22 protein-coding genes and 2 tRNA genes are annotated in these 22,123 nt (G+C 44.6%); 19 read left to right on the top strand and 5 right to left on the bottom strand.

Going from position 1 to position 22,123, the window contains the following annotated elements:
- The first annotated feature begins 20 nt into the window (after positions 1-20).
- The 7 genes from MF542_RS10700 (at position 21) to MF542_RS10730 (ending at position 7,808) form a co-directional block, all read left to right on the top strand.
- The gene (locus MF542_RS10700; protein WP_247019047.1) at positions 21-1,427 is read left to right on the top strand and encodes a M28 family metallopeptidase; all 1,407 of its coding nucleotides are present in this window, start codon (positions 21-23) and stop codon (positions 1,425-1,427) included.
- Positions 1,428-1,594: 167 nt separating this feature from the next.
- Entirely contained in the window at positions 1,595-3,661 is a 2,067-nt protein-coding gene (locus tag MF542_RS10705; RefSeq protein ID WP_247019049.1) for a protein-disulfide reductase DsbD family protein, read from the top strand.
- A 19-nt stretch (positions 3,662-3,680) separates the two neighbouring features.
- Positions 3,681-4,304 (top strand): redoxin domain-containing protein, encoded by a 624-nt coding sequence (locus MF542_RS10710; RefSeq protein ID WP_247019052.1) that lies wholly within the window; start codon positions 3,681-3,683, stop codon positions 4,302-4,304.
- Positions 4,305-4,419: 115 nt separating this feature from the next.
- Entirely contained in the window at positions 4,420-5,289 is an 870-nt protein-coding gene (gene motA / locus MF542_RS10715; RefSeq protein ID WP_247019053.1) for a flagellar motor stator protein MotA, read from the top strand.
- Positions 5,290-5,391: 102 nt separating this feature from the next.
- On the top strand, positions 5,392-6,519 hold the full coding sequence (argC, locus tag MF542_RS10720) for an N-acetyl-gamma-glutamyl-phosphate reductase (RefSeq protein ID WP_247019055.1): 1,128 nt from the start codon (positions 5,392-5,394) through the stop codon (positions 6,517-6,519).
- A 3-nt stretch (positions 6,520-6,522) separates the two neighbouring features.
- Entirely contained in the window at positions 6,523-7,110 is a 588-nt protein-coding gene (locus MF542_RS10725) for a gamma carbonic anhydrase family protein (protein WP_247019058.1), read from the top strand.
- Positions 7,111-7,208: 98 nt separating this feature from the next.
- Positions 7,209-7,808, top strand: a complete 600-nt coding sequence (locus MF542_RS10730; protein ID WP_247019060.1) for a superoxide dismutase — start codon at positions 7,209-7,211, stop codon at positions 7,806-7,808.
- Between the two features lie 75 nt (positions 7,809-7,883).
- Here the strand turns inward: MF542_RS10730 and MF542_RS10735 are convergent, their stop codons facing one another.
- Positions 7,884-8,468 carry a urate hydroxylase PuuD gene (locus tag MF542_RS10735; protein WP_247019061.1) on the bottom strand — a complete coding sequence of 195 codons (585 nt, stop codon included), beginning with the start codon at positions 8,466-8,468 and terminating at the stop codon, positions 7,884-7,886.
- Positions 8,469-8,673: 205 nt separating this feature from the next.
- Between MF542_RS10735 and MF542_RS10740 the strand changes: the two genes are divergently transcribed.
- Positions 8,674-9,471 (top strand): phytoene/squalene synthase family protein, encoded by a 798-nt coding sequence (locus MF542_RS10740; protein ID WP_247019063.1) that lies wholly within the window; start codon positions 8,674-8,676, stop codon positions 9,469-9,471.
- Between the two features lie 61 nt (positions 9,472-9,532).
- Here the strand turns inward: MF542_RS10740 and MF542_RS10745 are convergent, their stop codons facing one another.
- Entirely contained in the window at positions 9,533-9,718 is a 186-nt protein-coding gene (locus tag MF542_RS10745; RefSeq protein WP_247019065.1) for a hypothetical protein, read from the bottom strand.
- A 176-nt stretch (positions 9,719-9,894) separates the two neighbouring features.
- Between MF542_RS10745 and MF542_RS10750 the strand changes: the two genes are divergently transcribed.
- Together MF542_RS10750 and MF542_RS10755 are read left to right on the top strand one after the other, a co-directional pair.
- On the top strand, positions 9,895-10,764 hold the full coding sequence (locus tag MF542_RS10750; protein WP_247019067.1) for a tetratricopeptide repeat protein: 870 nt from the start codon (positions 9,895-9,897) through the stop codon (positions 10,762-10,764).
- An 87-nt stretch (positions 10,765-10,851) separates the two neighbouring features.
- Positions 10,852-11,142, top strand: a complete 291-nt coding sequence (locus MF542_RS10755) for a chorismate mutase (protein WP_247019069.1) — start codon at positions 10,852-10,854, stop codon at positions 11,140-11,142.
- 530 nt (positions 11,143-11,672) lie between these two features.
- On the opposite strand, the gene MF542_RS10760 is transcribed toward MF542_RS10755, so the two are convergent.
- Positions 11,673-12,995, bottom strand: coding sequence for an ammonium transporter (locus MF542_RS10760; RefSeq protein WP_247019071.1), 1,323 nt, complete (start codon positions 12,993-12,995; stop codon positions 11,673-11,675).
- Between the two features lie 11 nt (positions 12,996-13,006).
- Positions 13,007-13,345: a P-II family nitrogen regulator gene (locus MF542_RS10765; protein WP_247019073.1), complete on the bottom strand. Its 339-nt coding sequence runs from the start codon at positions 13,343-13,345 to the stop codon at positions 13,007-13,009.
- Between the two features lie 236 nt (positions 13,346-13,581).
- Here MF542_RS10765 and MF542_RS10770 point away from each other — a divergent pair, with 236 nt between their 5' ends.
- Positions 13,582-14,160: a glutathione S-transferase family protein gene (locus MF542_RS10770; protein ID WP_247019075.1), complete on the top strand. Its 579-nt coding sequence runs from the start codon at positions 13,582-13,584 to the stop codon at positions 14,158-14,160.
- A gap of 22 nt (positions 14,161-14,182) precedes the next feature.
- Positions 14,183-14,551: a VOC family protein gene (locus tag MF542_RS10775; RefSeq protein WP_247019077.1), complete on the top strand. Its 369-nt coding sequence runs from the start codon at positions 14,183-14,185 to the stop codon at positions 14,549-14,551.
- Between the two features lie 79 nt (positions 14,552-14,630).
- Here the strand turns inward: MF542_RS10775 and MF542_RS10780 are convergent.
- Positions 14,631-14,720: transfer RNA gene (locus tag MF542_RS10780), tRNA-Ser, on the bottom strand.
- Between the two features lie 242 nt (positions 14,721-14,962).
- Between MF542_RS10780 and gyrA the strand changes: the two genes are divergently transcribed.
- The 7 genes from gyrA (at position 14,963) to MF542_RS10815 (ending at position 22,110) form a co-directional block, all read left to right on the top strand.
- A complete protein-coding gene (gene gyrA / locus MF542_RS10785) occupies positions 14,963-17,704 on the top strand; it encodes a DNA gyrase subunit A (protein WP_247019079.1) in 2,742 nt (913 codons plus the stop codon).
- A gap of 146 nt (positions 17,705-17,850) precedes the next feature.
- Entirely contained in the window at positions 17,851-18,360 is a 510-nt protein-coding gene (gene coaD / locus MF542_RS10790) for a pantetheine-phosphate adenylyltransferase (RefSeq protein ID WP_247019081.1), read from the top strand.
- Between the two features lie 62 nt (positions 18,361-18,422).
- On the top strand, positions 18,423-18,923 hold the full coding sequence (locus MF542_RS10795) for a peptidylprolyl isomerase (protein ID WP_247019083.1): 501 nt from the start codon (positions 18,423-18,425) through the stop codon (positions 18,921-18,923).
- A gap of 87 nt (positions 18,924-19,010) precedes the next feature.
- Positions 19,011-20,057 (top strand): tRNA preQ1(34) S-adenosylmethionine ribosyltransferase-isomerase QueA, encoded by a 1,047-nt coding sequence (gene queA / locus MF542_RS10800; RefSeq protein WP_247019085.1) that lies wholly within the window; start codon positions 19,011-19,013, stop codon positions 20,055-20,057.
- The gene (gene tgt / locus MF542_RS10805) at positions 20,047-21,189 is read left to right on the top strand and encodes a tRNA guanosine(34) transglycosylase Tgt (protein WP_247019087.1); all 1,143 of its coding nucleotides are present in this window, start codon (positions 20,047-20,049) and stop codon (positions 21,187-21,189) included. Before queA ends, tgt begins: the two co-directional genes overlap by 11 nt.
- A gap of 74 nt (positions 21,190-21,263) precedes the next feature.
- Positions 21,264-21,794, top strand: coding sequence for a Rid family hydrolase (locus MF542_RS10810; RefSeq protein ID WP_247019089.1), 531 nt, complete (start codon positions 21,264-21,266; stop codon positions 21,792-21,794).
- Between the two features lie 240 nt (positions 21,795-22,034).
- Positions 22,035-22,110, top strand: a tRNA-Lys gene (locus tag MF542_RS10815).
- The last annotated feature ends 13 nt before the right edge of the window (positions 22,111-22,123 follow it).

The raw sequence follows: 22,123 nt of genomic DNA on the forward strand, positions 1-22,123 counted from the left end.
AACCTATTATCGGGGAGGGCATGTTGAAAAAAATACTTACAGCAGGTGTGGCTGCACTCACACTAACAGGTGCGTTAATTGCACAAGATCATGAAAATGCACCAGAGGACGTTAGGCGTCTGCATGGATTTGCAGCCGCGGTATCTGCGGATAACATAGAAAAAGATATTGAAAAACTTGTAGGCTTCGGCACACGCCATACGCTTTCAGATACAAAATCTGATACTAGAGGCATTGGAGCGGCTCGGCGCTGGATTGAGGCCGAGTTTAACCGGATATCTGAAGGATGTGTTGCTGACTTAGAGGTTTATACCGTTTCAGACACTGTTTCAGGCGGGCGGATTCCAGAACCAACAGAGGTGGTCAATGTAATTGCCGTTCAGCGTGGTATCCTTGACCCAGACAGGGTTGTGATTATGTCTGGCGATATTGATAGCCGTGTATCTGATGTAATGAACAGCACAGATGATAGTCCAGGTGCTAATGATAATGCTTCTGGCATGGCTGGTACCATTGAAGCCGCTCGAGTGCTTTGCCAAACCAAATTCCCAGGCACAATCGTGTACGCAGGATTATCTGGAGAAGAGCAGGGGCTCTATGGTGGGCGTATTCTTGCAGACCATGCGAAGGAGCAGGGCTGGCGGATAATGGGCGTGCTGAATAATGATATGATCGGCAATATCGAAGGTATTAACGGGGTTATTGATAATACGACTGCTCGGGTGTTTTCAGAGGGTACGCGAGTGAATGAAACACCTCAGGAAGCGCGCCAACGCCGCTTTTGGGGTGGAGAGGTAGATAGCCCAAGCCGTAATATCGCGCGTCTTGTTGATAAGTTAGCTGATAAATATATCCCGAATCTCGACGTTATGATGGTTTATCGGCTTGATCGTTTCCGTAGAGGTGGTCACCATAGACCATTTAATGAAGCTGGTTGGCCTGGTGTTCGCATTATGGAAACCAACGAGAACTACAACCGCCAGCACCAAGATATTCGTACTGAAAATGGTATCAAATACGGCGATACAATTGATGGCGTTGATTTTGATTACGCTCGTAAATTGACAGCGCTTAATGTTGTAACTCTAGCCACACTCGCTGGCTCTCCCCCATTTCCTGTTGAGGTTACAATTGAAGGGGCAGTTCAGCCTTCTACAACAGTAAAGTGGAACATTCGTCCCGATGTACGCGAACGCGCTAATCTAAGAGGCTTCCGTGTTTACTGGCGGTTAACAACAGACGCGCAGTGGCGTTGGAGCCGTTTCGTGGGCCGTGATGCTAGAGAGCTAACATTGGATAACGTGGTAATCGATAACTATCTCTTCGGTGTGGCAGCTGTTGCTAATGACGGCATAGAAACACCTGTTGTTTTCCCAGGTTCCATGGGGCGCTTTGATGTAATGCCCACGGATGATAGTGAAGAATAACTGACATTAAACATATAAAGGCTCGACATTATGTCGGGCCTTTTTTTGTAACTGAGCCGTGAACAGGTGTGACATGTTATTCAGGAAACAAACACATATATGTTACGTGACAAATTGCTCGCTGTTTATATAACGCATGCAAGTTTAGTGAGATTAGGGTAAGGGTCGTGACTTTTTTTTCCAGATTAGCTGTTTCTCTGTTTGTGTTTTTCGCTGGAGCATCCGCACATGCGCAGGAACTATTTGAGTATAAAGATAGCCACAGCAATGTAGCGTTATATGCTGAGAAAACTGCAGCTAATAATGAAGAGCCACTTTGGCTCGCTTTTCGTATTGAGCCGAAAGAAGGCTGGCATAGTTATTGGAAAAACTATGGCGACAGCGGCGCAGCGCCTATTCTTGAATGGACATTGCCGGAAGGTGTAGCAATAGGTGAACCACTTTACGGCACACCACACAGAATGCCCGTTGGCCCGCTCATGAACTACGGCTATGAAGGTGCGTCAAGCCTCCTTCTACCTCTTACAATTGCTGAAAACTATACAGGTAATATAATTGACGTTCAGCTTTCTGCTGAATGGCTTGTATGTGAAATTGAATGTGTTCCTCAGGTTGGCGAATGGTCTTTTAGTATTCCTGTAGGACAGGCTGAAAACATCAACGCCAGTATCTTTGCCGAGGCACGTTCCATGCTGCCTGAGCTTTCTTATTGGGATGCAACGCTTTCTGTTTCTCAAAATGCCAGCGAACTATTGGTTTTTGTTGATGAAAGCGAATTGGAAGGTTTGAAATCAGCATACTTCTATCCTGAGAGTGAAGGCGTTGCACTTTATGCTGACACTCAGACATGGGAAGTATCAGGTGATGGCCTGAGACTACGTATTCCTCGTGAAGGTGAGCTCGAGCCAACTACAGGTAATGGTATTCTTGAGCTAGAATTTGATGATGGCCGCAAGACAGCGCTTGAACTTGAACCAACACTTAATTCCGCGCTTTCAATAGCTGGCACTAATAATACACCGATACAAATCGACCAAAGTTACGACCTGCCAATATGGCAGGCTGCAATGTTTGCTTTCTTTGGCGGCATGATCCTTAACCTGATGCCGTGTGTATTCCCGGTACTTTCACTTAAAGCATTTGCTCTAATTTCAGCGAACCACAAAACAACAGATGGGCGCAGAAAAGAAGGATGGGCTTATACTTTTGGTATCTGGATCAGCTTCATGATCATTGTTGCTGTTCTTATGATCCTTCGTGCTGGTGGAGCAGCAATTGGTTGGGGTTTCCAACTTCAAGATCCAGTGTTTGTTGGCTTGCTTGCAATTCTTATGGTTATCGTGGCGCTATCCCTTGGCGGTATGTTTAATATTGGCCTAGGCGGAGCAGAAGGAGCAGGACAAACTCTTACAGAAAAGGATGGCCTCAAAGGTGCTTTCTTTAAAGGTGTTCTTGCAACGCTTGTGGCAACACCATGCACGGCGCCACTTATGGCACCAGCTATTGGGTTTGCTCTTACTCAGTCAATACTCACTGTAGCACTTGTTTTCTCCATGCTCGCTTTTGGCCTTGCAGCACCATTCCTCGCTTTATCTTACAGTGAAACACTCGCTCGCATGATGCCTCGCCCAGGCGCTTGGATGGAGAAGGTAAAACAAGGCCTTGCTTTCCCAATGCTGCTAACAGCTGTTTGGCTTATTTATATCTTTGATGTGCAGGCAGGCGGAATTGCGACAATGATTTTGCTGATGGGCATTATCGGTATCGCTTTTGGCCTATGGTTATGGCAGCAAACGAGCGGAACAGTAGGGCGTGCTATCAGTCTCATTTTTATTGCAGGCGCTGCAGGTTATGCGCTTTATCAAGCCAGCATTTCATCACCTGCACCTACAGCGGTCGACGAAAGTGTTTATGCATATGCGCCTGAAACAGTCGCCGAATTGCGTGCTGAAGGTGAGCCAGTTTTTGTATATTTTACAGCGGAATGGTGCATTACCTGTAAGGTGAATGAACAAGTGGCTCTTAACAGTTCAGAAGTAAAAGATGCTTTTAAAAACAAAGGTATCAAGATTGTTAAAGGCGACTGGACCAATAGAAATGCAGAAATTGCAGAAGTGCTAGCGAAATATGGCAGAGCAGGTGTGCCTCTCTATCTCTTCTTCCCAGCAGGGGCATCTGAGGCTAAAGTACTTCCAGAAATTCTAACACCAAGTATTGTTGTTGAGGCGCTATAACCAAATACGGGAGGTCATAATGCGTGGAGTAATCTTAACCTGTTTGTTTATTCTTGCGAGTGTGACCTCACCAACCACAGCTCAGCCTGTAGTAGGTGAAAAAGCACCAGCATTCATTGGTTTAACGTCGAGCGGTGACACAATTAATCTGGAAGACCTGAAGGGTAGTTATGTAGTTCTTGAATGGACTAATCATGAATGTCCGTATGTTAAAAAGCATTATAACAGCGGCAACATGCAAAAAACGCAAGAAGCCTTAACTTCGCAGGGTGCTCACTGGATATCTGTTATTTCTTCAGCACCAGGTAAACAGGGACATGTTTCAGCTAGTGAGGCGACGGAAATAGCAACGAAACGCGGGTCATACGCTACATCAATCGTCTTGGACCCATCTGGTGAAATTGGCCGTGCGTACCGCGCAAAGACAACGCCTCAAATGGTGTTAATTGATCCTGAAGGCGATATTCTTTATCAAGGCGCCATAGATAATAAGCCATCTGCTCGTATTTCTTCTTTGGAAGGTGCTAGCAACTATTTACTGACAGCATGGAATGAAGTTCGAAATGGTGAGCAGGTTTCGGTAAGAGAAACTAAACCTTACGGCTGCACTATAAAATACAGCGATACTCAAGGTTACAAATAAAAGTAATTGTGATTTCAACAGGCTATAGCTGTTAAGACACTATTAACGCTATTGATTGAAACTGCAACTTCTGTAAGATGCGTTTGAATTAATAAACAATGTCAGGCAACTGCTTATGTTTTTCTTTGTTGGTTTGATTATCGTATTTGCGATGGTATTCGGCGGCTTTATTCTTGCTGGCGGTAAATTCGGTATCATTCTTAAAGCGCTGCCTTTCGAGCTTATGATGATTTTCGGCGGTGCTGTAGGTGCGTTTGTAAGTGGGAACTCCGGTGGCGTTATGGGATCAGCCCTTAAGGGGATTGGTCAGGTTATAAAAGGCCCTACGTGGAGCGCAGACGATTATAAAGATCTTCTATGCTTAATGTTCCTTCTTATTAAAACGATTAGAACCAAGGGGGTTGTTGCGGTTGAAGCGCATATCGAAAACCCTGAAGAATCTAAGATTTTCCAGCAATTTCCGAAAATTGCAGGCGACCACCATGTAGTGGACTTCATCTGTGATTATATCCGGATGATGACAATGAACTTCGAAGATGCTGGTCAAATGAAGGAAGCGATGAACGCTGATCTCACCAAGCACCATAACGAAGAGCATGAAATTTATCACGCGCTCCATACGATGGCTGAAGGTCTGCCTGCTATTGGTATTGTAGCAGCCGTACTTGGTATTGTGAAAACAATGGGTGCTATCGCAGAGCCAGTAGAAGTTCTTGGTGGTATGATTGGTGGTGCACTTGTGGGTACTTTTCTTGGTATCTTCCTGTCATATCTTGTGATTTCGCCGTTGGCGGAACGATTCAACCAAATCTTATTTGAAGATGGCCACTTTATGCCAATCATCAAATATGTTCTTGTGGCACACCTTCAGGGCAATGCACCACAAATCGCCGTAGAGATTGGCCGACGAAACGTGCCAAGTCATAACATGCCAACATTTGCTGAACTTGAAGAAGCAATTGCTGAGCTGCCGCCAGACGTATAATCTTAAGGCAAATTTATTTGAGATTTTATGACGCAGCTTTTCGACAGAATGGCTGCGTTTTGTTATAATTAATCAGTATTTTATCGTTCTAAGAGAAATCAAATGTCCACAGAAAAGAAAATCAGAGTAGGAATTCTTGGCGCCAGTGGTTACACGGGCGCAGATCTTGTTCGCTTGCTTGTTGTTCATCCTAATGTAGAGATTGCGTTATTGACGGCAGAGCGAAAAGCAGGGTTACCGATTTCAGAGGTATTCCCGCATCTGGTTGGGCTTGACCTCCCTGGCCTTATCTCGATTAACGAGATAGAGTGGCCGGCGGTAGAGCTGGATGTTGTTTTCTGTGCTCTTCCTCATGCGACTAGTCAGGAAGTAATTAAAGGCTTGTTGCATGCCACCAACCACAGCCTTCTAGATGAGCTTATTATTGAAACCGTAGGGGATCAGGCCAGCGCTATTAAAGGCGATGTGAAAATCGTTGACCTTTCAGCGGATTTCAGACTGCGTGATACGAATACGTATGCCCAGTGGTACGGCAGAGAACATCAAGCCACTGAGATTCAGAAAAGAGCAGTTTATGGTCTTCCAGAAATTTACCGAGAGCAAATTAAAGAAGCGGATCTGGTCGCATGCCCGGGCTGCTATCCAACAGCGGCGCTACTTGCATTAGTACCACTTTTAAAGGCGGGTTTGATTTCTGCCGAAGATATTATCATTGACGCTAAATCAGGGGTATCCGGGGCAGGGCGTTCTCTTAAGGAAAGCAATTTATTTGTTGAAGTGGCTGAAGCAATGCACCCATACGGTGTTGGCCATCACAGACATATGCCGGAAATTGAGCAAGAGCTTTCAGTAGCGAACGGTGAGAATGTAAAAATTAGTTTTACACCCCATCTGGTGCCAATGAATAGGGGCGAGCTCGAAACCATCTATGTAAAACTAAAAGATGATGAAACAGCTGATAGCCTTAAAACAACATTGATGAAGCAATATGCTGATGAACAGTTTGTGACTGTGCTTGATGGTTCAACGATGCCTGCTACCCGTATGGTACGCGGTTCAAATAACTGTGTACTGAATGTATTTCCAGACCGTATTGATGGTAGAGCCATTGTTGTCGCCGCGATTGATAATTTGGTTAAAGGTTCCTCTGGTCAAGCAATTCAAAACATGAACCTTATGCTTGGTCTGGATGAAAATACTGGCCTCATGCAAGCTCCAATGTTCCCGTAAGTTATGACCAAAGCATTTCCACTTTACAAAGATACTTCTTTGGGAGGGCGAGTAACGCCCTTTCAGGGTAAGTGGCCGTCTATAGATGACAGTGCCTATGTTTTTCACGGCGCTCAGGTTGTTGGTGATGTCACTATTGGGGCGCAATCCAGTATCTGGCATAACTGCGTGCTAAGGGGCGATGTGAACCATATCAAAATTGGTACACGCTCCAATATTCAAGATGGTAGTGTCATTCATGTAAGCACTCATACATTCCCAACAATTATAGGTAATGATGTTCTCGTTGCTCATATGGCTATGCTACACGGTTGCACACTTATGGATAATGCATTTGTTGGGATGGGATGTATCGTTATGGATAACGTTACAATTGAACCTGACGGCATGCTTGCAGCAGGTGCCATGCTCACACCTGGTAAAAAAGTTGGCAAAGCTGAACTTTGGGTAGGGCGGCCAGCCACGTTCTTAAGGTACCTGACCGATGAAGAACTCGAAAAAAATCGAGGTATGGCAGAGCATTACCGCAAAATTGCTGAACAACATAGATTGGATTCCATCGGGCAGGTTGCAGACAAGCCATACCCATAAATAATTACCATTTTTGTTGCCTTTTTAGCCTTGCACCATTAGCAATTGCACCCACATTACAGTTAGTCTTTTTATGTAATTTGTCAGGAAGTAGTATTATGTCTTTTGAACTACCTGCGCTGCCATATGCGCAAGATGCCCTCGCTCCACACATTTCAGCAGAAACACTTAGCTTTCACCACGGTAAACACCACAATGCTTATGTTGTGAACCTGAACGGCCTTATTGAAGGCACGGAGTATGCTGAGATGTCTCTTGAAGATATCATGAAAGCAACAGCAGGTGATGCTTCTAAAGCTGGCGTTTTCAATAATGCTGCTCAAATCTGGAACCACACATTCTATTGGCATTCTATGGCTCCAAATGGTGGTGGTAAGCCAACTGGCGCTTTAGCTGCTAAAATTGATGAAGATTTCGGTTCTTTCGACGCTTTTGTTGAAGCTTTCAAGGCAGCCGGCGCTACGCAGTTTGGCTCAGGTTGGGCTTGGCTGGTACTAAAGGACGGCAAGCTTGAAGTTGTAAAAACACCGAACGCAGAATGCCCACTAACCGACGGTGCAACACCACTTCTTACAATGGATGTTTGGGAACATGCTTATTATATTGATTTCCAAAACCGCCGCCCTGATTACATCAGTACTTTCCTAAGCGACCTAGTAAACTGGGAATTCGCTGCTGCAAACTTTGAAGTTGCATAAGTACTGAACTATGATCCATCAAAAGAAAAGGGGCTTCGAGGAGCCCCTTTTTTATTTCTCAAATCGCTTAAAGGCTTAGAAAGCTAAACCGTGGCTTTGTCCTGCCATGCAGAGCAACATAGGAATAGATAGCAGCGTATTTGTACGGCTAAATAGCATTGCTTTCTTTGCTGCAGCAGGCTTAGCATCCGCATCTGCTTCAACAATACCCAGTGCAACCTTCTGATTTGGCCAGATAATAAACCACACGTTAAACCACATGATAATTGCGAGATACATACCTATACCGATAAGGCGGAAGCCTTCAGACAGCATGAAAGCATCATGAGCGTAGCCATTAACCGTTGCGAGCCATAGGCCGGTAGCAAGTGTTAGCATAGCGCCCCAGCGGAACCAGAATAATGCTTTAGGTGCGATGTGTTTCCCAATAGCGGGCTTCAGCTCATCCGGAATTTCCGGCATTGTTGGTATCTGTACGAAGTTGAAGTACCAAAGCAAACCAATCCACATAACGCCAGCAAGAATATGCAAATAGCGGGCGTAGAAGGCTTGGTCAAAGCCGAATTCAGCAAACCAGCCTGACTGTGCAGCTATCAGAACGATTGTAAGTACAAAACCTGCAATAACGGTATTTTGTAAAGATCCTAGAATCTTTTCCATATAAAACTCCCCTTTATGTTGTCCCCTAAGACGTAAAAAGCGTAACCGCGATATGGGGGATGCTCAAGAAAAAATGGCTAATTTCAAAGGGATTAGAGATTTTAATACCTAATCACTCTGAATTTTCTTGAAATATTGGGAGCAACCAACCATTTTGCGCGACATGTCAGAGCCAATAAATACATTCGAGTATTGTCGGGAAATAGTGAACAAGGATGACCGAGACAGGTACCTTGCGACTATTTTCGCGCCATCTTCACTTCAGAACCAATTATGGGCCCTTTGGGCCTTTAATCAGGAAGTTGCCAAGGTCAGAGAAAACGTTTCTGAGGCAATGCTGGGAGAAATTCGTCTTCAATGGTGGGCTGACGCTATTGAAGAAGTGAAAAGTGGGGCTGTAAGGGAACATCCGGTATGCCAGGCGCTTAATGAAGCAAGCTTGAATGAAAGTACGCTTGATTTACTGACAGAAACTATCGCAGCTCGTAAACTAGATGTATTTGATGAAGGGCCCGCCGACTTCGCTGCCTTATGTGATTACGCCGACGGTGTTGGTGGAGCCTTGCAGGAAGTTTCATACAGAATTCTTGCAGTAGACGCTTTAGTGGAAGCGGGTATTAGTGCATCCAGAGCCCTGGGGCAAGCCTGGACCATGCTTGGTCTTGTAAGGGCCTTACCATTCCATTGGCAAGCAGGGCGCAGTTATATGCCCGCTTCGGTTAAGGAAGGAATGCACTTACCAGACCCAGAGCAAGCGTTTAATCAGTTAAAGCCCACAATCGAACGCATGCTGAATTATACGCGTCAACAACTGGACGAGTGCAAAAAGCTCATAAAGACTTTAGATAAAAACCAGCGAAAGTTATTTGTGCCAATCGCTCTGGTGGAGCTATATCTGAATACTCTTGATAAGGCTGGTAATAATCCCTTTGAGACACCGCCGTTTGAAGCTAGTGAGCTTAGAAAACTTTGGAAGTTATTTGCCTTTAAGTTAACTGCATAACCAAGAAAAGCGCACACGATGCCGTGTACGCTTATTAATCGTCTACACCCGCGCTAAACAGCTAGGCTTGAATGTCTACCTGTTCACCAACACCAGGCTGTGTATCGCTCGGTTCAGCTTCTCGGCGTTCGATTGATGAATCTTCTACAGCTCTACGCTCAGCCACAGCAGATTCAATAGAACCGGCTCGACCAGAAGAAACAACTTGTTGGCTGCTCGCATTAGCAGCACCTTGAATATCTACCATTTTAGTGCTCCATCTGCGTGTGTTTACCCATTACACACGCTCTCTCAGCTAAGATAATCTTAGCACAACATGCTCATTTATTCTAATTTTACCTGCTCTATAGGCGTCTATTGCGGTTTTCAAAGCAGAAGAAGCTGCTAGTATGGATGAAAATCATGGAAATTTAGGTCGGAAATTTGATTAAAATTTTATCTAAGCGAATCAATATAGCTGTATTAGCCGTTTGTATTAGTGCTTGTTCTTCCAATCCTCATCCTGTTCGAACTACTCAGGAGGAGGGCATTATCTCCGCGAGAGCTAGAAATGAGTTGGCAATAGAAAACCCGGAGGGCCTTGTTCGAGTAGGCGAGGGCTTTGAAAAATCAGGAAACCTGACAGGGGCATTAAACCTATATGGGCAAGCTATAAGCGCGGCCCCAGATCTGATTAATGCCAGAATTGCTTATGCAAGAGTTACAGCCAAGCTTGGGCAGTCGAACCGTGCATTAGCGATGCTTGATGCCATTCCTTTGGAAGAGAGAACTAATCCATATATTTCATATGAAAAATCTGGAATTTTTATTACTAAACGCGATTATGACAGTGCTCTTTCCACCCTTCAGCCTTTGATTGATCAATCAAAGCTATCCGAGCCGCAGCATATGCTTCGTGCAGCCAAGTTGTTATTTTTATCTGAGCGAGTAGAAGGGGGTAGAGCGCTTTTAGCTCAAGCAATTAACCAGACACCTCACAATGGTCTATATACACAGAGTTTAGCTTTTTCGTACGCTCTCTCAGGGGATTATAAAACAGCTATTTCCTTAATTCAGCAATCATTAGATAAGCCATCAGCGAAAGAAAGTGGTCGGTTAGCTTTAGCGCTGGTTTATGCGTTGTCAGGTCAAATTAATCAGGCATTAGAATTCCATCTGGGAACGTTGAACCGGGAAGATTTAACAAATCAAAGACTTTTTTATCGTGCTTTGAGCTATTTAAATGCCAAAGAAATGGCAGAGGCTGTTTTTTTTGGACAATTACCAGCAGACATATATGAACGACTGGATTAAGTGGTTGACCGCGTCAAATTGCATCTTGCTTAAGGTGCTTTGTACAGTTAATCAGACGCCAAGCTTATTTATTGAAAAGGACATGCTGTGAAATCCTGCAAAAATATGATGGAAGTACGAGAGGAAATTGATCGCGTTGATAGATTAATAGTTCCGCTGCTTCTTGAACGTCTGGAATATATTAAACAAGCTGGTGGAATAAAAGCGGACCGTAATGCTGTACGTGATGAATGGCGAATTGAGGATGTTGTGTCTAAAGCTAAGCAAACTGCTCAGGGCCTAGATGGAGACTTAAATTACATCAACGATATATACCGTCATTTGATTGAGTGGAGTATAAATCATGAGTTTGATGTGTGGGATAATAAGCATCCATAGAGACAGCGCAAAGCTAAGTACTTAAGATAAAGCGACTAAGAGAAAACTCTAGTCGCTTTATTTATATCTATTGAAAAATTCAAGAGGCGTTGAAATACTATTTGTATGACCAAATAAAGCACAAATAATGACAACTATTAATTTCAAATAATACATAAAGTGCTAAAAACTCTAAAAAATGTGAATATATTTATATATTTTCTCTCTAAAGCGATTCTGAACTATAAATCCCTACCAAACAGCCTTTGATTGTTTAAGTTATAGCAAAATTTTTCATTTTTATGAAAACGTGAATGCTTATTGGTGCGAACACACAACTTTGAACACTTGCTTTTATTTTATCATTGCTAAACTGTACTAATATAGGTAAAGAATTGGTGCAGCAACCGAGTGTTTATTTTAACGCTTAGGACTGCGCGACCCAAAGGGCTACCCCCATCGCCCTTTGGGTCAACTTATATTTGCTTCATACAAAAAAATGGCAGCTCAAGCATAGCGTGGCTGCCAAGTTAGAAGGGATTTTTTAGGGGTTAAAACTTCTGAGAACCTTTCCCAAATTCTGGATATGCTTCCATCCCCAGTTCGGCTAGATCAGAGCCTCGTTCTTCGTCTTCTTCGTCAAGTCGAATGCCTACTGTTGTTTTAAGGGCAAACCAAGCAATAGCACTTGAAATCGTTACAAAAATCCCGATAGCTCCGATACCAAGAAGCTGGATAGAAAGGCTGGCTGCGTCATTGGTCAAAGGTACTGCCAAAGTACCCCAAATTCCGCACACCAAGTGCACAGAGATCGCACCAACAACGTCATCTATCTTTAACTTGTCAAAAAACGGTACTGCAAAAACTACTAATGCGCCACCAACGCCGCCAATAGCTGTCGCAATAATCGGGGTGGGGGTTAAAGGTTCTGCTGTAATTGATACCAAGCCAGCCAATGCACCATTAAGGATCATTGAGAGATCAACCTTTTTGTAAACAGCTTTAGTGACCAGCATGGCGGAAACTGCTCCACCGGCCGCTGCCATATTCGTGTTTACAAATATATTGGATACAGAAACCGCATCACCTAAAGACCCTAGTGCAAGTTGAGAAGCGCCATTAAAACCGAACCAGCCCAGCCAGAGAATAAATGTGCCAAGTGTAGCAAGTGGCATGCTACTGCCAGGCATTGGTTTGATTCTGCCATCCTTGCTAAAACGGCCAAGGCGTGGCCCGAGAATAAGGGCGCCAACTAACGCGGCCCAGCCGCCGGTAGAGTGTACAAGTGTTGAACCTGCAAAGTCTTGAAAACCCGCGGCATCTAGCCAGCCGCCACCCCATTTCCAGGCGCCTTGAATTGGATATATGAGACCGGCCAAAACAACAGTAAAGGCTAAGAACGGGAACAATTTTATACGCTCAGCAACTGTACCAGAAACAATTGAGGCTGTTGTCGCAACAAATACCATTTGAAAGAAGAAATCAGAGCCAGCGGAATAACCTGTTGGATCAACTTTCGCCCCTTCTACAAGGGTTGCTGTATCGTCAGGGGACCAAAGAGAGAAGAATTGGCCAAAATACCCGCCATCCACACCTGAATACATGAGGTTATAGCCCATCAACATCCACATAATGCATGCAATGGCGTATAGTGAAACGTTCTTAACACATATTTCCGCTACGTTTTTCGTTCGAACTAGCCCAGCTTCAAGCATAGCAAAGCCAGCTGCCATCCACATAACCAGGAAGCCACCAATTAGGAAAAGAAGAGTGTTGAATATATAGGCAGAATCAGCACTAACTGCCAGAGCAGGGGAGGATACAGCGCTGACTGTAACAGCGCCCACCAAAAGTTTTTTTCCATTTAACTTCATCACTATACTCCCTAAAGCGCTTCAATGCCGGTTTCGCCGGTCCGGATACGCACAACTTGATTGATATCTAAAACAAAGATCTTTCCATCACCTATCTGGCCGGTCTTGGCTGCTTCCTGTAAAATCTCAAGAACCTGATCTCCAACATCATCATCTACGGCTACCTCAATCTTTATTTTGGGAAGAAAATGCACTTCATATTCGGCCCCTCTATAGATCTCCCGCTGGCCGCGCTGACGCCCATACCCCTGAACTTCAGAAACCGTCATGCCGTTAATACCAACTTCGGCGAGCGCATCTCTGACAGGTTCCAGCTTATGAGGTTTAATGATCGCGATGATATACTTCATAATTACTCCAATGATTGTTCGGAGCTTATTAGGCACCAACTATGCCAGTTGACATTAATTAATGTTTATCAATGGTTTACTTAAATAACCGACATAGCCGCTTATGAGTTAATGTCCATTTATTATGCAATGTCTATTTTTTAATCATAAAGATAAGCTAATGACGACCTGTTAAATTGATCACTCACTCCAACTCGCAGACTTCGGTAACATAGGCGCAACACCAAGGAGGCTGTATGAAAATATATGGTGATAAAATTTCAGGGAATTGTCTGAAGGTTAAATATGTAGCTGACTATCTTAAACAGGCTTATGACTGGGTGGATGTTAGTGTTGTTGAGGGTGAAACTAAATCAAAAGCTTTTCTGAATATAAACCCGGCAGGTCAGGTGCCTGCAATTCAGTTAAATGATGGTAGCACTCTGGCTCAATCTAACGCCATTATGCTTTTTCTAGCTAAAGATAGTGATTTAATCCCAGCCGATAGCTTCCTAGAAGCTAAGATGAATGAATGGCTGTTCTGGGAGCAATATTCTCACGAGACAGCTATCGCAGTATCTCGCTTTCAAGTGGTCTATAAGGCCGTACCATTCTCAGAGGTTGATCCGGAACTTATCAAAAAAAGCTACGCTGCGCTCGATGTTATGGAAAAGCATCTTCAAGAAAGCGACTGGTTTCTTGGCGATCACTTTAGCTTGGCGGACATTGCCCTATATGCGTACACTCAGTTCGCAGGCGAAGTTGGTTTTGACATGCCAGAATATACGGCTACGGTTCGGTGGTTGAAAAATGTACGTACAAAATTGAACCTATAAACAGAATCGATGAGTTTGCATCATGATCAATCCTGTAGGCTATTTTGAGATACCGGTCCTTGATATGGAACGGGCTGTGAGTTTTTACTCAACTGTTTTTGGTTACCATTTCACGCCAGCAGTAGTTGATGGCTATGAGATGGCTCTTTTCCCGCACCTTGAAGGCGAGGAAGGCATAACTGGCGCACTGGCGAAGGGCGATGCTTATATCCCGAGCAAGGGTGGCAGCCTGATCTATTTTAATACGGACAATATTAAAGATAGCCTGGAAAGAGTTGTTCAAGCAGGTGGAGCCGTTCTTTACGACCGCAAGTCAATTGGCGAGCTGGGTTTTGTAGCAGAATTTGAAGATAGTGAAGGTAACCGCATCGCACTGCATCAGCCAGCTTGAATGATTCAAAAAAACTTCCCAAAAGATAAAGGCCCTGATGAATGATCATCAGGGCCTTTATATCTTAGCGTCACAACAGTGGCGGGCAGGGTGGGATTCGAACCCACGAAGGGCTTGCACCCTTGCCGGTTTTCAAGACCGGTGCATTCAACCGCTCTGCCACCTGCCCGCGGCATCACTGTTCGTGAACGTGGGGCGGGTTTTAATAGGTAAAATTCGATCCGTCTAGTCTAAAAATTAAGAAATTTACATTTATGTGAAATTGCCCCTCCAAGCGCCTTGCATGCACCCCTTGGAATTGCTAGAAAGTTTGTCTGTTCTTACAAGATATTGCGTATGCATTTTTTATGTAAGCAAGGTTTAGTTTTATAAGTCCAGCAGCTTAGCTGCTGATAATCAGGGGGCTAAAGGGTGAGCGATAACACTCCAATTACACCAGAAGAAGAGGGCATTGCGCCAATCACCATCGAAGAGGAAATGAAAGCCTCTTATCTTGATTATGCGATGAGCGTGATTGTTTCCCGTGCTCTCCCTGATGTGCGAGATGGTTTGAAGCCAGTTCACAGACGCATCCTCTATTCAATGCATGAAAATGGCTATGAACATAACAAGCCATTCCGGAAATCGGCTCGTATTGTCGGGGATGTAATGGGTAAGTATCACCCGCATGGTGATAGCGCTATCTATGATGCCCTTGTTCGTATGGCGCAGGACTTCTCGATGCGTGCACCGCTCGTGGACGGCCAAGGTAACTTTGGTTCGATGGATGGCGACGGCGCCGCGGCGATGCGTTACACAGAAGCTCGTATGGATAAAGTATCCAGCATGCTTTTGGCTGACATTGAGAAAGACACTGTTAATTTCCAGGCTAACTATGATGAGAGCGAATCTGAACCAACAGTTCTTCCTGCACGTTTCCCGAACTTGTTGGTAAATGGCGGTACAGGTATCGCGGTTGGTATGGCAACAAATATCCCGTCACACAGCCTTCGGGAAGTGATTGATGGTGTGCTTGCACTTATTGATAACCCGGAACTAAATAACATAGACCTTATGGATTATGTCCCAGGCCCTGATTTCCCTACAGGCGGTATCATTCTTGGTGCAGCCGGTATCAAGCAGGCTTACGAAACAGGCAAAGGCTCTATCACAATTCGCAGCCGCACCCACGTTGAAGAGATTCGCAAAGACCGTTACGCGATCATTATTACTGAAATTCCGTTCCAGGTGAACAAAGCTTCCATGATCGAGAAGATCGCAGAATGTGTTCAGACTAAGAGAATCGAGGGTATTTCAGATATCCGCGACGAATCTGACCGTACAGGCGTTCGTGTGGTTGTTGAACTTAAGCGTGATAGCGTACCTGAAGTGATCTTGAACCAGCTGTTCCGTTTCACGCAGGTGCAAACAAGTTTCGGTATCAATATGCTGGCACTGAATGGCGGCAAGCCACAGCAGCTTACACTTCGCGACGTGCTACGCGCTTTCATTGAATTCCGCGAGGAAGTGATTACACGCCGTACTAAGTTTGATCTTAATAAAGCACGTGACCGTGCACACATTATGGTTGGGCTGGTAATTGCGGTAGCAAACATTGATGAAGTAGTGGCCATCATCCGTGGTGCATCATCGCCAGCAGCAGCTCGAGAAGCACTGGCATCGCGTAAATGGGACCCCGCAGAAATTCTGCCATACCTTGAACTTATTGGTGAAACTGGCAAGTTGAACGATGACGGTACCTTCCAGCTTTCTGAAATTCAGGTTAAAGCGATCCTTGATCTTCGCTTGCACCGCCTAACAGCACTTGGCCGTGATGAGATTGGTGATGAACTTGAAGCTCTCGCTGAAAAAATTCGTGAATTCCTAGAAATCCTTGGTTCACGTGTACGTCTATACGAAGTACTTCGTGGTGAACTGGAGGCTGTTCGCGAGGAATTCGGCAACGACCGCCGTACTGAAATCGATCTTAGCGCAGCGGGTTCTTTCGAAGACGAAGATCTTATCGCGCGTGAAGATATGGTGGTTACGGTGACGCACACGGGTTACATAAAACGTGTACCACTTTCCACTTACCGCGCGCAGCGCAGAGGCGGAAAAGGCCGCTCGGGCATGCAAACGAAGGATGAGGACTTCCTCTCTACCGTATTTGTGGCCGATACACATACTCCGGTACTCTTTTTCTCAAATACCGGTCAGGTATATAAGATGAAGGTTTGGAAGCTCCCACTTGGTTCACCAACTTCAAAAGGTAAGGCTGTTATTAACCTTCTACCACTGAAGCAAGGGGAGACTATTGCGACGATTCTGCCGCTTCCTGAGAATGAGGAAACATGGAGCGACCTCCATGTAATGTTCGCTACAGCACACGGTAATGTTCGCCGTAACCGCTTGTCAGATTTCTCTAATGTGATGTCCAATGGTAAAATCGCTATTCGTTTCTCTGATGAAGAAGACAAGCTGATCGGCGTAGATGTTTGTACAGAAGAGGACGATGTAATCCTTGCTGCTCGTGGTGGTCGGGCAATCCGCTTTAAGGCCACAGATGTTCGCTTGTTCGCAGGCCGTACATCAACCGGTGTTCGCGGTATGAAGTTTGCTGCTGGCGATGAAGTAGTTTCTATGTGCGTAGTTAAGGGGACAGATGCCTCGACCGAAGAGCGTGATGCTTATTTGAAAGCGGCAGCATGGAAAAATGAGCCTGGTGAGCAAACTCTCTCAGACGAACGGATGGAAGAATTGGCTTCTATTGAACAGTTTGTATTAACTGTTACCAATAAAGGCTTTGGTAAACGTACAAGCAGCCATGAATACCGTGTAACAGGCCGTGGCGGTCAAGGTATTTGGAATGTGCCCTCAGACGAGCGTTTGCGTGAGCAAATTGGCGGTGTGATTACAGCCGTACCAATTACAACGGACGAACAAGTGCTTATGGTAACAGACCAAGGTAAGCTTATTCGTACACCAGTTCATGACGTTCGTATTGCATCAAGAAATACAAAAGGGGTTACTCTCTTCAAAGTATCTGATGATGAAGAAATTGTATCTGTAGCCAAGCTTCAGGAAACTGACGACGAGGAAGAAGATGCAATTGAAGGCAGCGAAACTGCAACAGTTGATGCAGTAATGGACGCTGAAGAAACATCTGAGGAATAATCCTCAAGCAGTCAATTTTAATAAGCCCCTTGAAACTAGATTTCGGGGGCTTATTTCATGCGCAAACTTCTTTATTTTCTTGTGTTTTGCAGCATATTCGTCAATCTTGCTGCATAGCAGCATTATTCTTATGACGAGGAGTCATTATGACCGAAAAGCGTGTTGGTATTTACCCGGGAACCTTCGATCCTATTACAAATGGTCATATCGATATCTTCAAACGTGGCCTGAGGCTTGTTGATAAACTTGTTATCGGCGTTGCTACCAATCCAAGTAAAAACCCAATGTTCACCCTTGATGAGCGCGTCGCTATGGTTGACCGTGAATGCCGTCATTACGCAGAAAGCATTGGTGTAGAATTTGAAGTTGTACCGTTTGATGAACTTCTGATGAAGTTTGCCGAAAGAGTTGGTGCTTCCATTATTATCAGGGGCTTACGAGCCGTTGCTGATTTTGAATATGAGTTTCAGATGACGGGTATGAATTATCAAATTAATCCTGAGATTGAGACCGTATTTCTCATGGCTGATCCTCGTTATCAAACAATCGCTTCACGTCTGGTTAAGGAAGTTGCGAAGTATGATGGTAATATCTCTTCCTTTGTTCCCAAAAAAGTGGGATATGAGGTGGTAGAAAAAGTTAACTTAGCCAAATAACAATAGTGGTATTAAGTGGTATGAAAAAACTACTGATAATATTTGCAGCAATGGTGGGACTAATGACTGATAATGCTGAAGCTTTACAGCAAGATAAGGAAAATATTCTATATCTTGATCTTGATGTAGCTGAAAATGCAAGGGTGACAATTGCGATGCGCCCGGATAAAGCGCCAAATCACGTAGCACGCGTTAAGGAACTCGTACGCGAGGGCTTTTATGACGGAACTATTTTTCACCGTGTGATTCCAGGTTTTATGGCACAAGGCGGAGATCCTAAAGGTACTGGCACAGGTGGTTCTGGCACTAACATTGATGCGGAATTTAACAGCCTTCCACATTTACGCGGCACAGTATCTATGGCGCGCGCGCAAACAGTGAACAGCGCAGATAGCCAATTCTTTATTTGTCTGGACCGCACACCATTCCTTGACAACGAGTATACTGTTTGGGGCCGAGTAATTGGTGGTATGGAATATGTAGATATGATCCAGAAGGGTGAACCACCAGTAAACCCAAGTAAAATTGTACGTATGCAGGTAGCTGCTGACATAAAAGAATAATCACTAAATCCAATATTTATGGGAAGAGGGCGCTTTATTGCGCCCTTTTTCTTGTTTTCAGCACGCTGTTTCGCTAAAAGGCCCGCCATGAATGTAGAGCTTTTTGATTTTGATCTTCCTAAAGAGAATATCGCGCTGCGCCCAGCGGTGCCGCGAGATTCTGCGCGTATGCTTGTTGTAAATAAAACAACAAGTGATTCTGGCGTTGCGTCACTAGCAGATTTTCTCACCGACAAAGATATATTGGTCTTCAATGATACCAAGGTAATTCCAGGTCGTCTTTTTGGTAAACGTGGGGAAGCCAAAATTGAAGTAACCCTTCATAAACGCGAAAGCAACACTGTGTGGAAGGTATTTGCTCGACCAGCAAAAAAATGCCGGCTGGGTGATGAGCTGGATTTCACTGGCCTCAAAGCAAAAGTTACTGAAATTGGTGAAAGCGGTGAACGTACGATTGAGTTTGCCGTTGAAGATGCTGCTATATGGGATGCGCTTGAAGCACATGGTACCATGCCGCTACCACCTTATATTGCTTCCCAACGTGATATTGATGATCAGGATTTAAGCGATTACCAAACCGTTTTCGCGGAAGAAGAGGGGGCCGTTGCAGCCCCCACAGCTGGTCTACATTTTACACCTGAACTTTTAGCATCCCTCGAAAAGAAAGGTGTTAAAACGGCTGGTGTTACACTTCATGTAGGGGCTGGCACCTTTTTGCCAGTGAAGGTAGATGATACCGATGATCACAAGATGCATAGTGAAATAGGTGTTGTTACAGAGGAAACAGCCGCTAAATTGAATGAAGTACGGGCAAATGGTGGCCGTATCGTCTCTGTTGGCACTACTTCACTTCGTCTTCTTGAAAGTGCAGTTGATGATAAAGGGATTATTCACCCTTTTAATGGCTCTACTGATATCTTCATCACTCCTGGTTACCGTTTCAAAGCTATTGATGTGTTGATGACAAATTTCCACCTTCCAAAATCAACGCTATTTATGCTTGTCTCAGCCTTCGCTGGCTTCGAGCGCATGAAGAAGGCTTACTCAACAGCAATTGAAAATGGATACAGATTTTACTCATACGGGGACAGTAGCCTCCTGTTCCCGAAAAAGGACGAATGGCATGAAGCCTAGATTTAAATATACAGTTCATGCAACTGATGGTGCTGCTCGCTTAGGTACTATTGAAATGAAACGCGGGGAAATCAGAACACCCGCGTTCATGCCTGTTGGAACAGCAGGAACAGTGAAGGCCATGCTTCCGGAAAATGTACGCTCTACAGGTGCTGATATTCTTCTGGGGAATACCTACCATTTAATGCTGCGCCCAACTGCGGAGCGCGTACACAAGCTAGGCGGTCTCCATAAGTTTATGAACTGGGATCGACCAATTCTTACAGATTCTGGGGGGTTTCAGGTAATGTCACTTACTGAACTCCGCAAAATGAGTGAAGAAGGAGTTGAGTTCCGCAGCCATCTGGATGGTAGCAAGATTATGCTTACCCCTGAACGGTCGATGGAAATTCAGCGTTTACTGGGGTCTGATATTGTAATGTCATTTGATGAATGTACACCATTCCCTGCCACAGAAGATGTTGCTAAAGAATCAATGGAACTTTCCATGCGCTGGGCCAAGCGGTCACGCGAAGGATTCGATAGCGGTGAAGAGCATGCAGCACGCTCGGCTCTCTTCGGTATCGTGCAAGGTAGTGTGTACGAAGAGCTACGTTACGAATCTATTGATAAGCTAGCTGATATTGGTTTTGATGGCTACGCTGTGGGCGGCCTTGCAGTAGGTGAAGGTCAGGAAATGATGTTCAAGGTGCTTGATTTCACCATGCCACGCATGATGAAAGATACACCTCGCTACCTTATGGGCGTTGGAAAGCCGGATGACATTGTTGGCGCTGTTGAACGCGGTATTGATATGTTTGACTGTGTTATGCCTACGCGCTCCGGGCGTACAGGCCAGGGCTTTACCTGGCGCGGGGCTATTAATCTCAAAAATGCGCGTCACAAAGATGATGATCGTCCGATTGAAGAAGCATGCGCTTGTCCAGCTTGTACGCAGTACAGCAGAGCTTATGTCCACCACCTTATAAAATCTGGTGAGATATTGGGGTCTATGCTTCTTACATGGCATAATCTTCAATTCTATCAAGATCTAATGGCTAATCTCCGAGATGCCATTGGGGAAGGCCGATTAACGCAGTATGCGAATAGTTTCCGGGAAACTTACCGTATGGGCGATATTGATCCTCTATAGCTAAGCAACAAAGGTTTATTTGTGAATCACAGGTATTCGTTCCTATAGTTCTCCTTTAACAATGGAGGGGAACTATGAAATTATTTGTTGCTATTGCTTTCACACTATCACTTTCTACTACCCCTGTTTTCGGCCAAGACACAGCATCCCTAAATGTCGTCGGTGAAAATAAAACAGCCATTATTGCAACCGAACAACAAAAAAATGGGGGATATGATGGAGCCTTTAATTATTCTCCAGCAGTAAGAGCTGGAGATTATATATACGCTTCGGGGGTCGTTGCTGGCGCTTCGGGTATAAAGGAACCCCTTAACAAAGAGGCATTTAAAGCATCTGTTCGTCGCGCTTTAAAAAGACTGGAGCAAACTTTAAAAGCTGGTGGCGCAGAATTGAATGACGTAATTAAAATCAATACTTTCCATGTTTTTGATAGCCCGCATACCACGCTCAGTAAACACGAACAGGTTCTAGCTGTTGCTGAAGTTAAAAATGAATTTATTGGTGAGCCACATCCTGCCTGGACAGCGGTTGGTACTACTGCTCTATATCCCGATAAAGGATTAGTGGAAATAGAAGTTGTGGTTTACAGCCCGCCGAAGAAATAGATTAAAAATTTTACGTCACTGATTTGCCCAGTTTTGTGTGACACAGTGATTTATTTCGAGAAATATTAGCTCTTTCTTCATAATTTAACGCTTAAAAAAGAAGCAAGAGGGGCGGTATTCCTAGGGCTTCAAAAAAAAGTAACAAAAGCTGATACTTTTGCTTGACCAATCATAAACTTGCCCCTATGTTCCGCCGCGTTCCCGAGGCAGCGCCAGATGCTTCGAACTGAACATATATTTGGGCCCGTAGCTCAGCTGGTAGAGCAACTGACTTTTAATCAGTAGGTCACAGGTTCGAACCCTGTCGGGCTCACCAAATATAAAGGCTG

Origin of the sequence: Kordiimonas laminariae, from assembly GCF_023008165.1 — a bacterium.
GTDB classification, from domain to species: domain Bacteria; phylum Pseudomonadota; class Alphaproteobacteria; order Sphingomonadales; family Kordiimonadaceae; genus Kordiimonas; species Kordiimonas laminariae.

Bases quoted from the DNA above. Each gene is read 5' to 3' on its own strand.
- MF542_RS10765 (WP_247019073.1), bottom strand. From the start codon at position 13,345: ATGAAGTATATCATCGCGATCATTAAACCTCATAAGCTGGAACCTGTC.
- MF542_RS10775 (WP_247019077.1), top strand. From the start codon at position 14,183: ATGATCAATCCTGTAGGCTATTTTGAGATACCGGTCCTTGATATGGAA.
- motA (WP_247019053.1), top strand. From the start codon at position 4,420: ATGTTTTTCTTTGTTGGTTTGATTATCGTATTTGCGATGGTATTCGGC.
- MF542_RS10725 (WP_247019058.1), top strand. From the start codon at position 6,523: ATGACCAAAGCATTTCCACTTTACAAAGATACTTCTTTGGGAGGGCGA.
- MF542_RS10745 (WP_247019065.1), bottom strand. From the start codon at position 9,718: ATGGTAGATATTCAAGGTGCTGCTAATGCGAGCAGCCAACAAGTTGTT.
- MF542_RS10735 (WP_247019061.1), bottom strand. From the start codon at position 8,468: ATGGAAAAGATTCTAGGATCTTTACAAAATACCGTTATTGCAGGTTTT.
- MF542_RS10795 (WP_247019083.1), top strand. From the start codon at position 18,423: ATGACTGATAATGCTGAAGCTTTACAGCAAGATAAGGAAAATATTCTA.
- argC (WP_247019055.1), top strand. From the start codon at position 5,392: ATGTCCACAGAAAAGAAAATCAGAGTAGGAATTCTTGGCGCCAGTGGT.
- MF542_RS10710 (WP_247019052.1), top strand. From the start codon at position 3,681: ATGCGTGGAGTAATCTTAACCTGTTTGTTTATTCTTGCGAGTGTGACC.
- queA (WP_247019085.1), top strand. From the start codon at position 19,011: ATGAATGTAGAGCTTTTTGATTTTGATCTTCCTAAAGAGAATATCGCG.
- coaD (WP_247019081.1), top strand. From the start codon at position 17,851: ATGACCGAAAAGCGTGTTGGTATTTACCCGGGAACCTTCGATCCTATT.
- MF542_RS10770 (WP_247019075.1), top strand. From the start codon at position 13,582: ATGAAAATATATGGTGATAAAATTTCAGGGAATTGTCTGAAGGTTAAA.
- MF542_RS10760 (WP_247019071.1), bottom strand. From the start codon at position 12,995: ATGAAGTTAAATGGAAAAAAACTTTTGGTGGGCGCTGTTACAGTCAGC.
- MF542_RS10730 (WP_247019060.1), top strand. From the start codon at position 7,209: ATGTCTTTTGAACTACCTGCGCTGCCATATGCGCAAGATGCCCTCGCT.
- MF542_RS10810 (WP_247019089.1), top strand. From the start codon at position 21,264: ATGAAATTATTTGTTGCTATTGCTTTCACACTATCACTTTCTACTACC.
- tgt (WP_247019087.1), top strand. From the start codon at position 20,047: ATGAAGCCTAGATTTAAATATACAGTTCATGCAACTGATGGTGCTGCT.
- MF542_RS10700 (WP_247019047.1), top strand. From the start codon at position 21: ATGTTGAAAAAAATACTTACAGCAGGTGTGGCTGCACTCACACTAACA.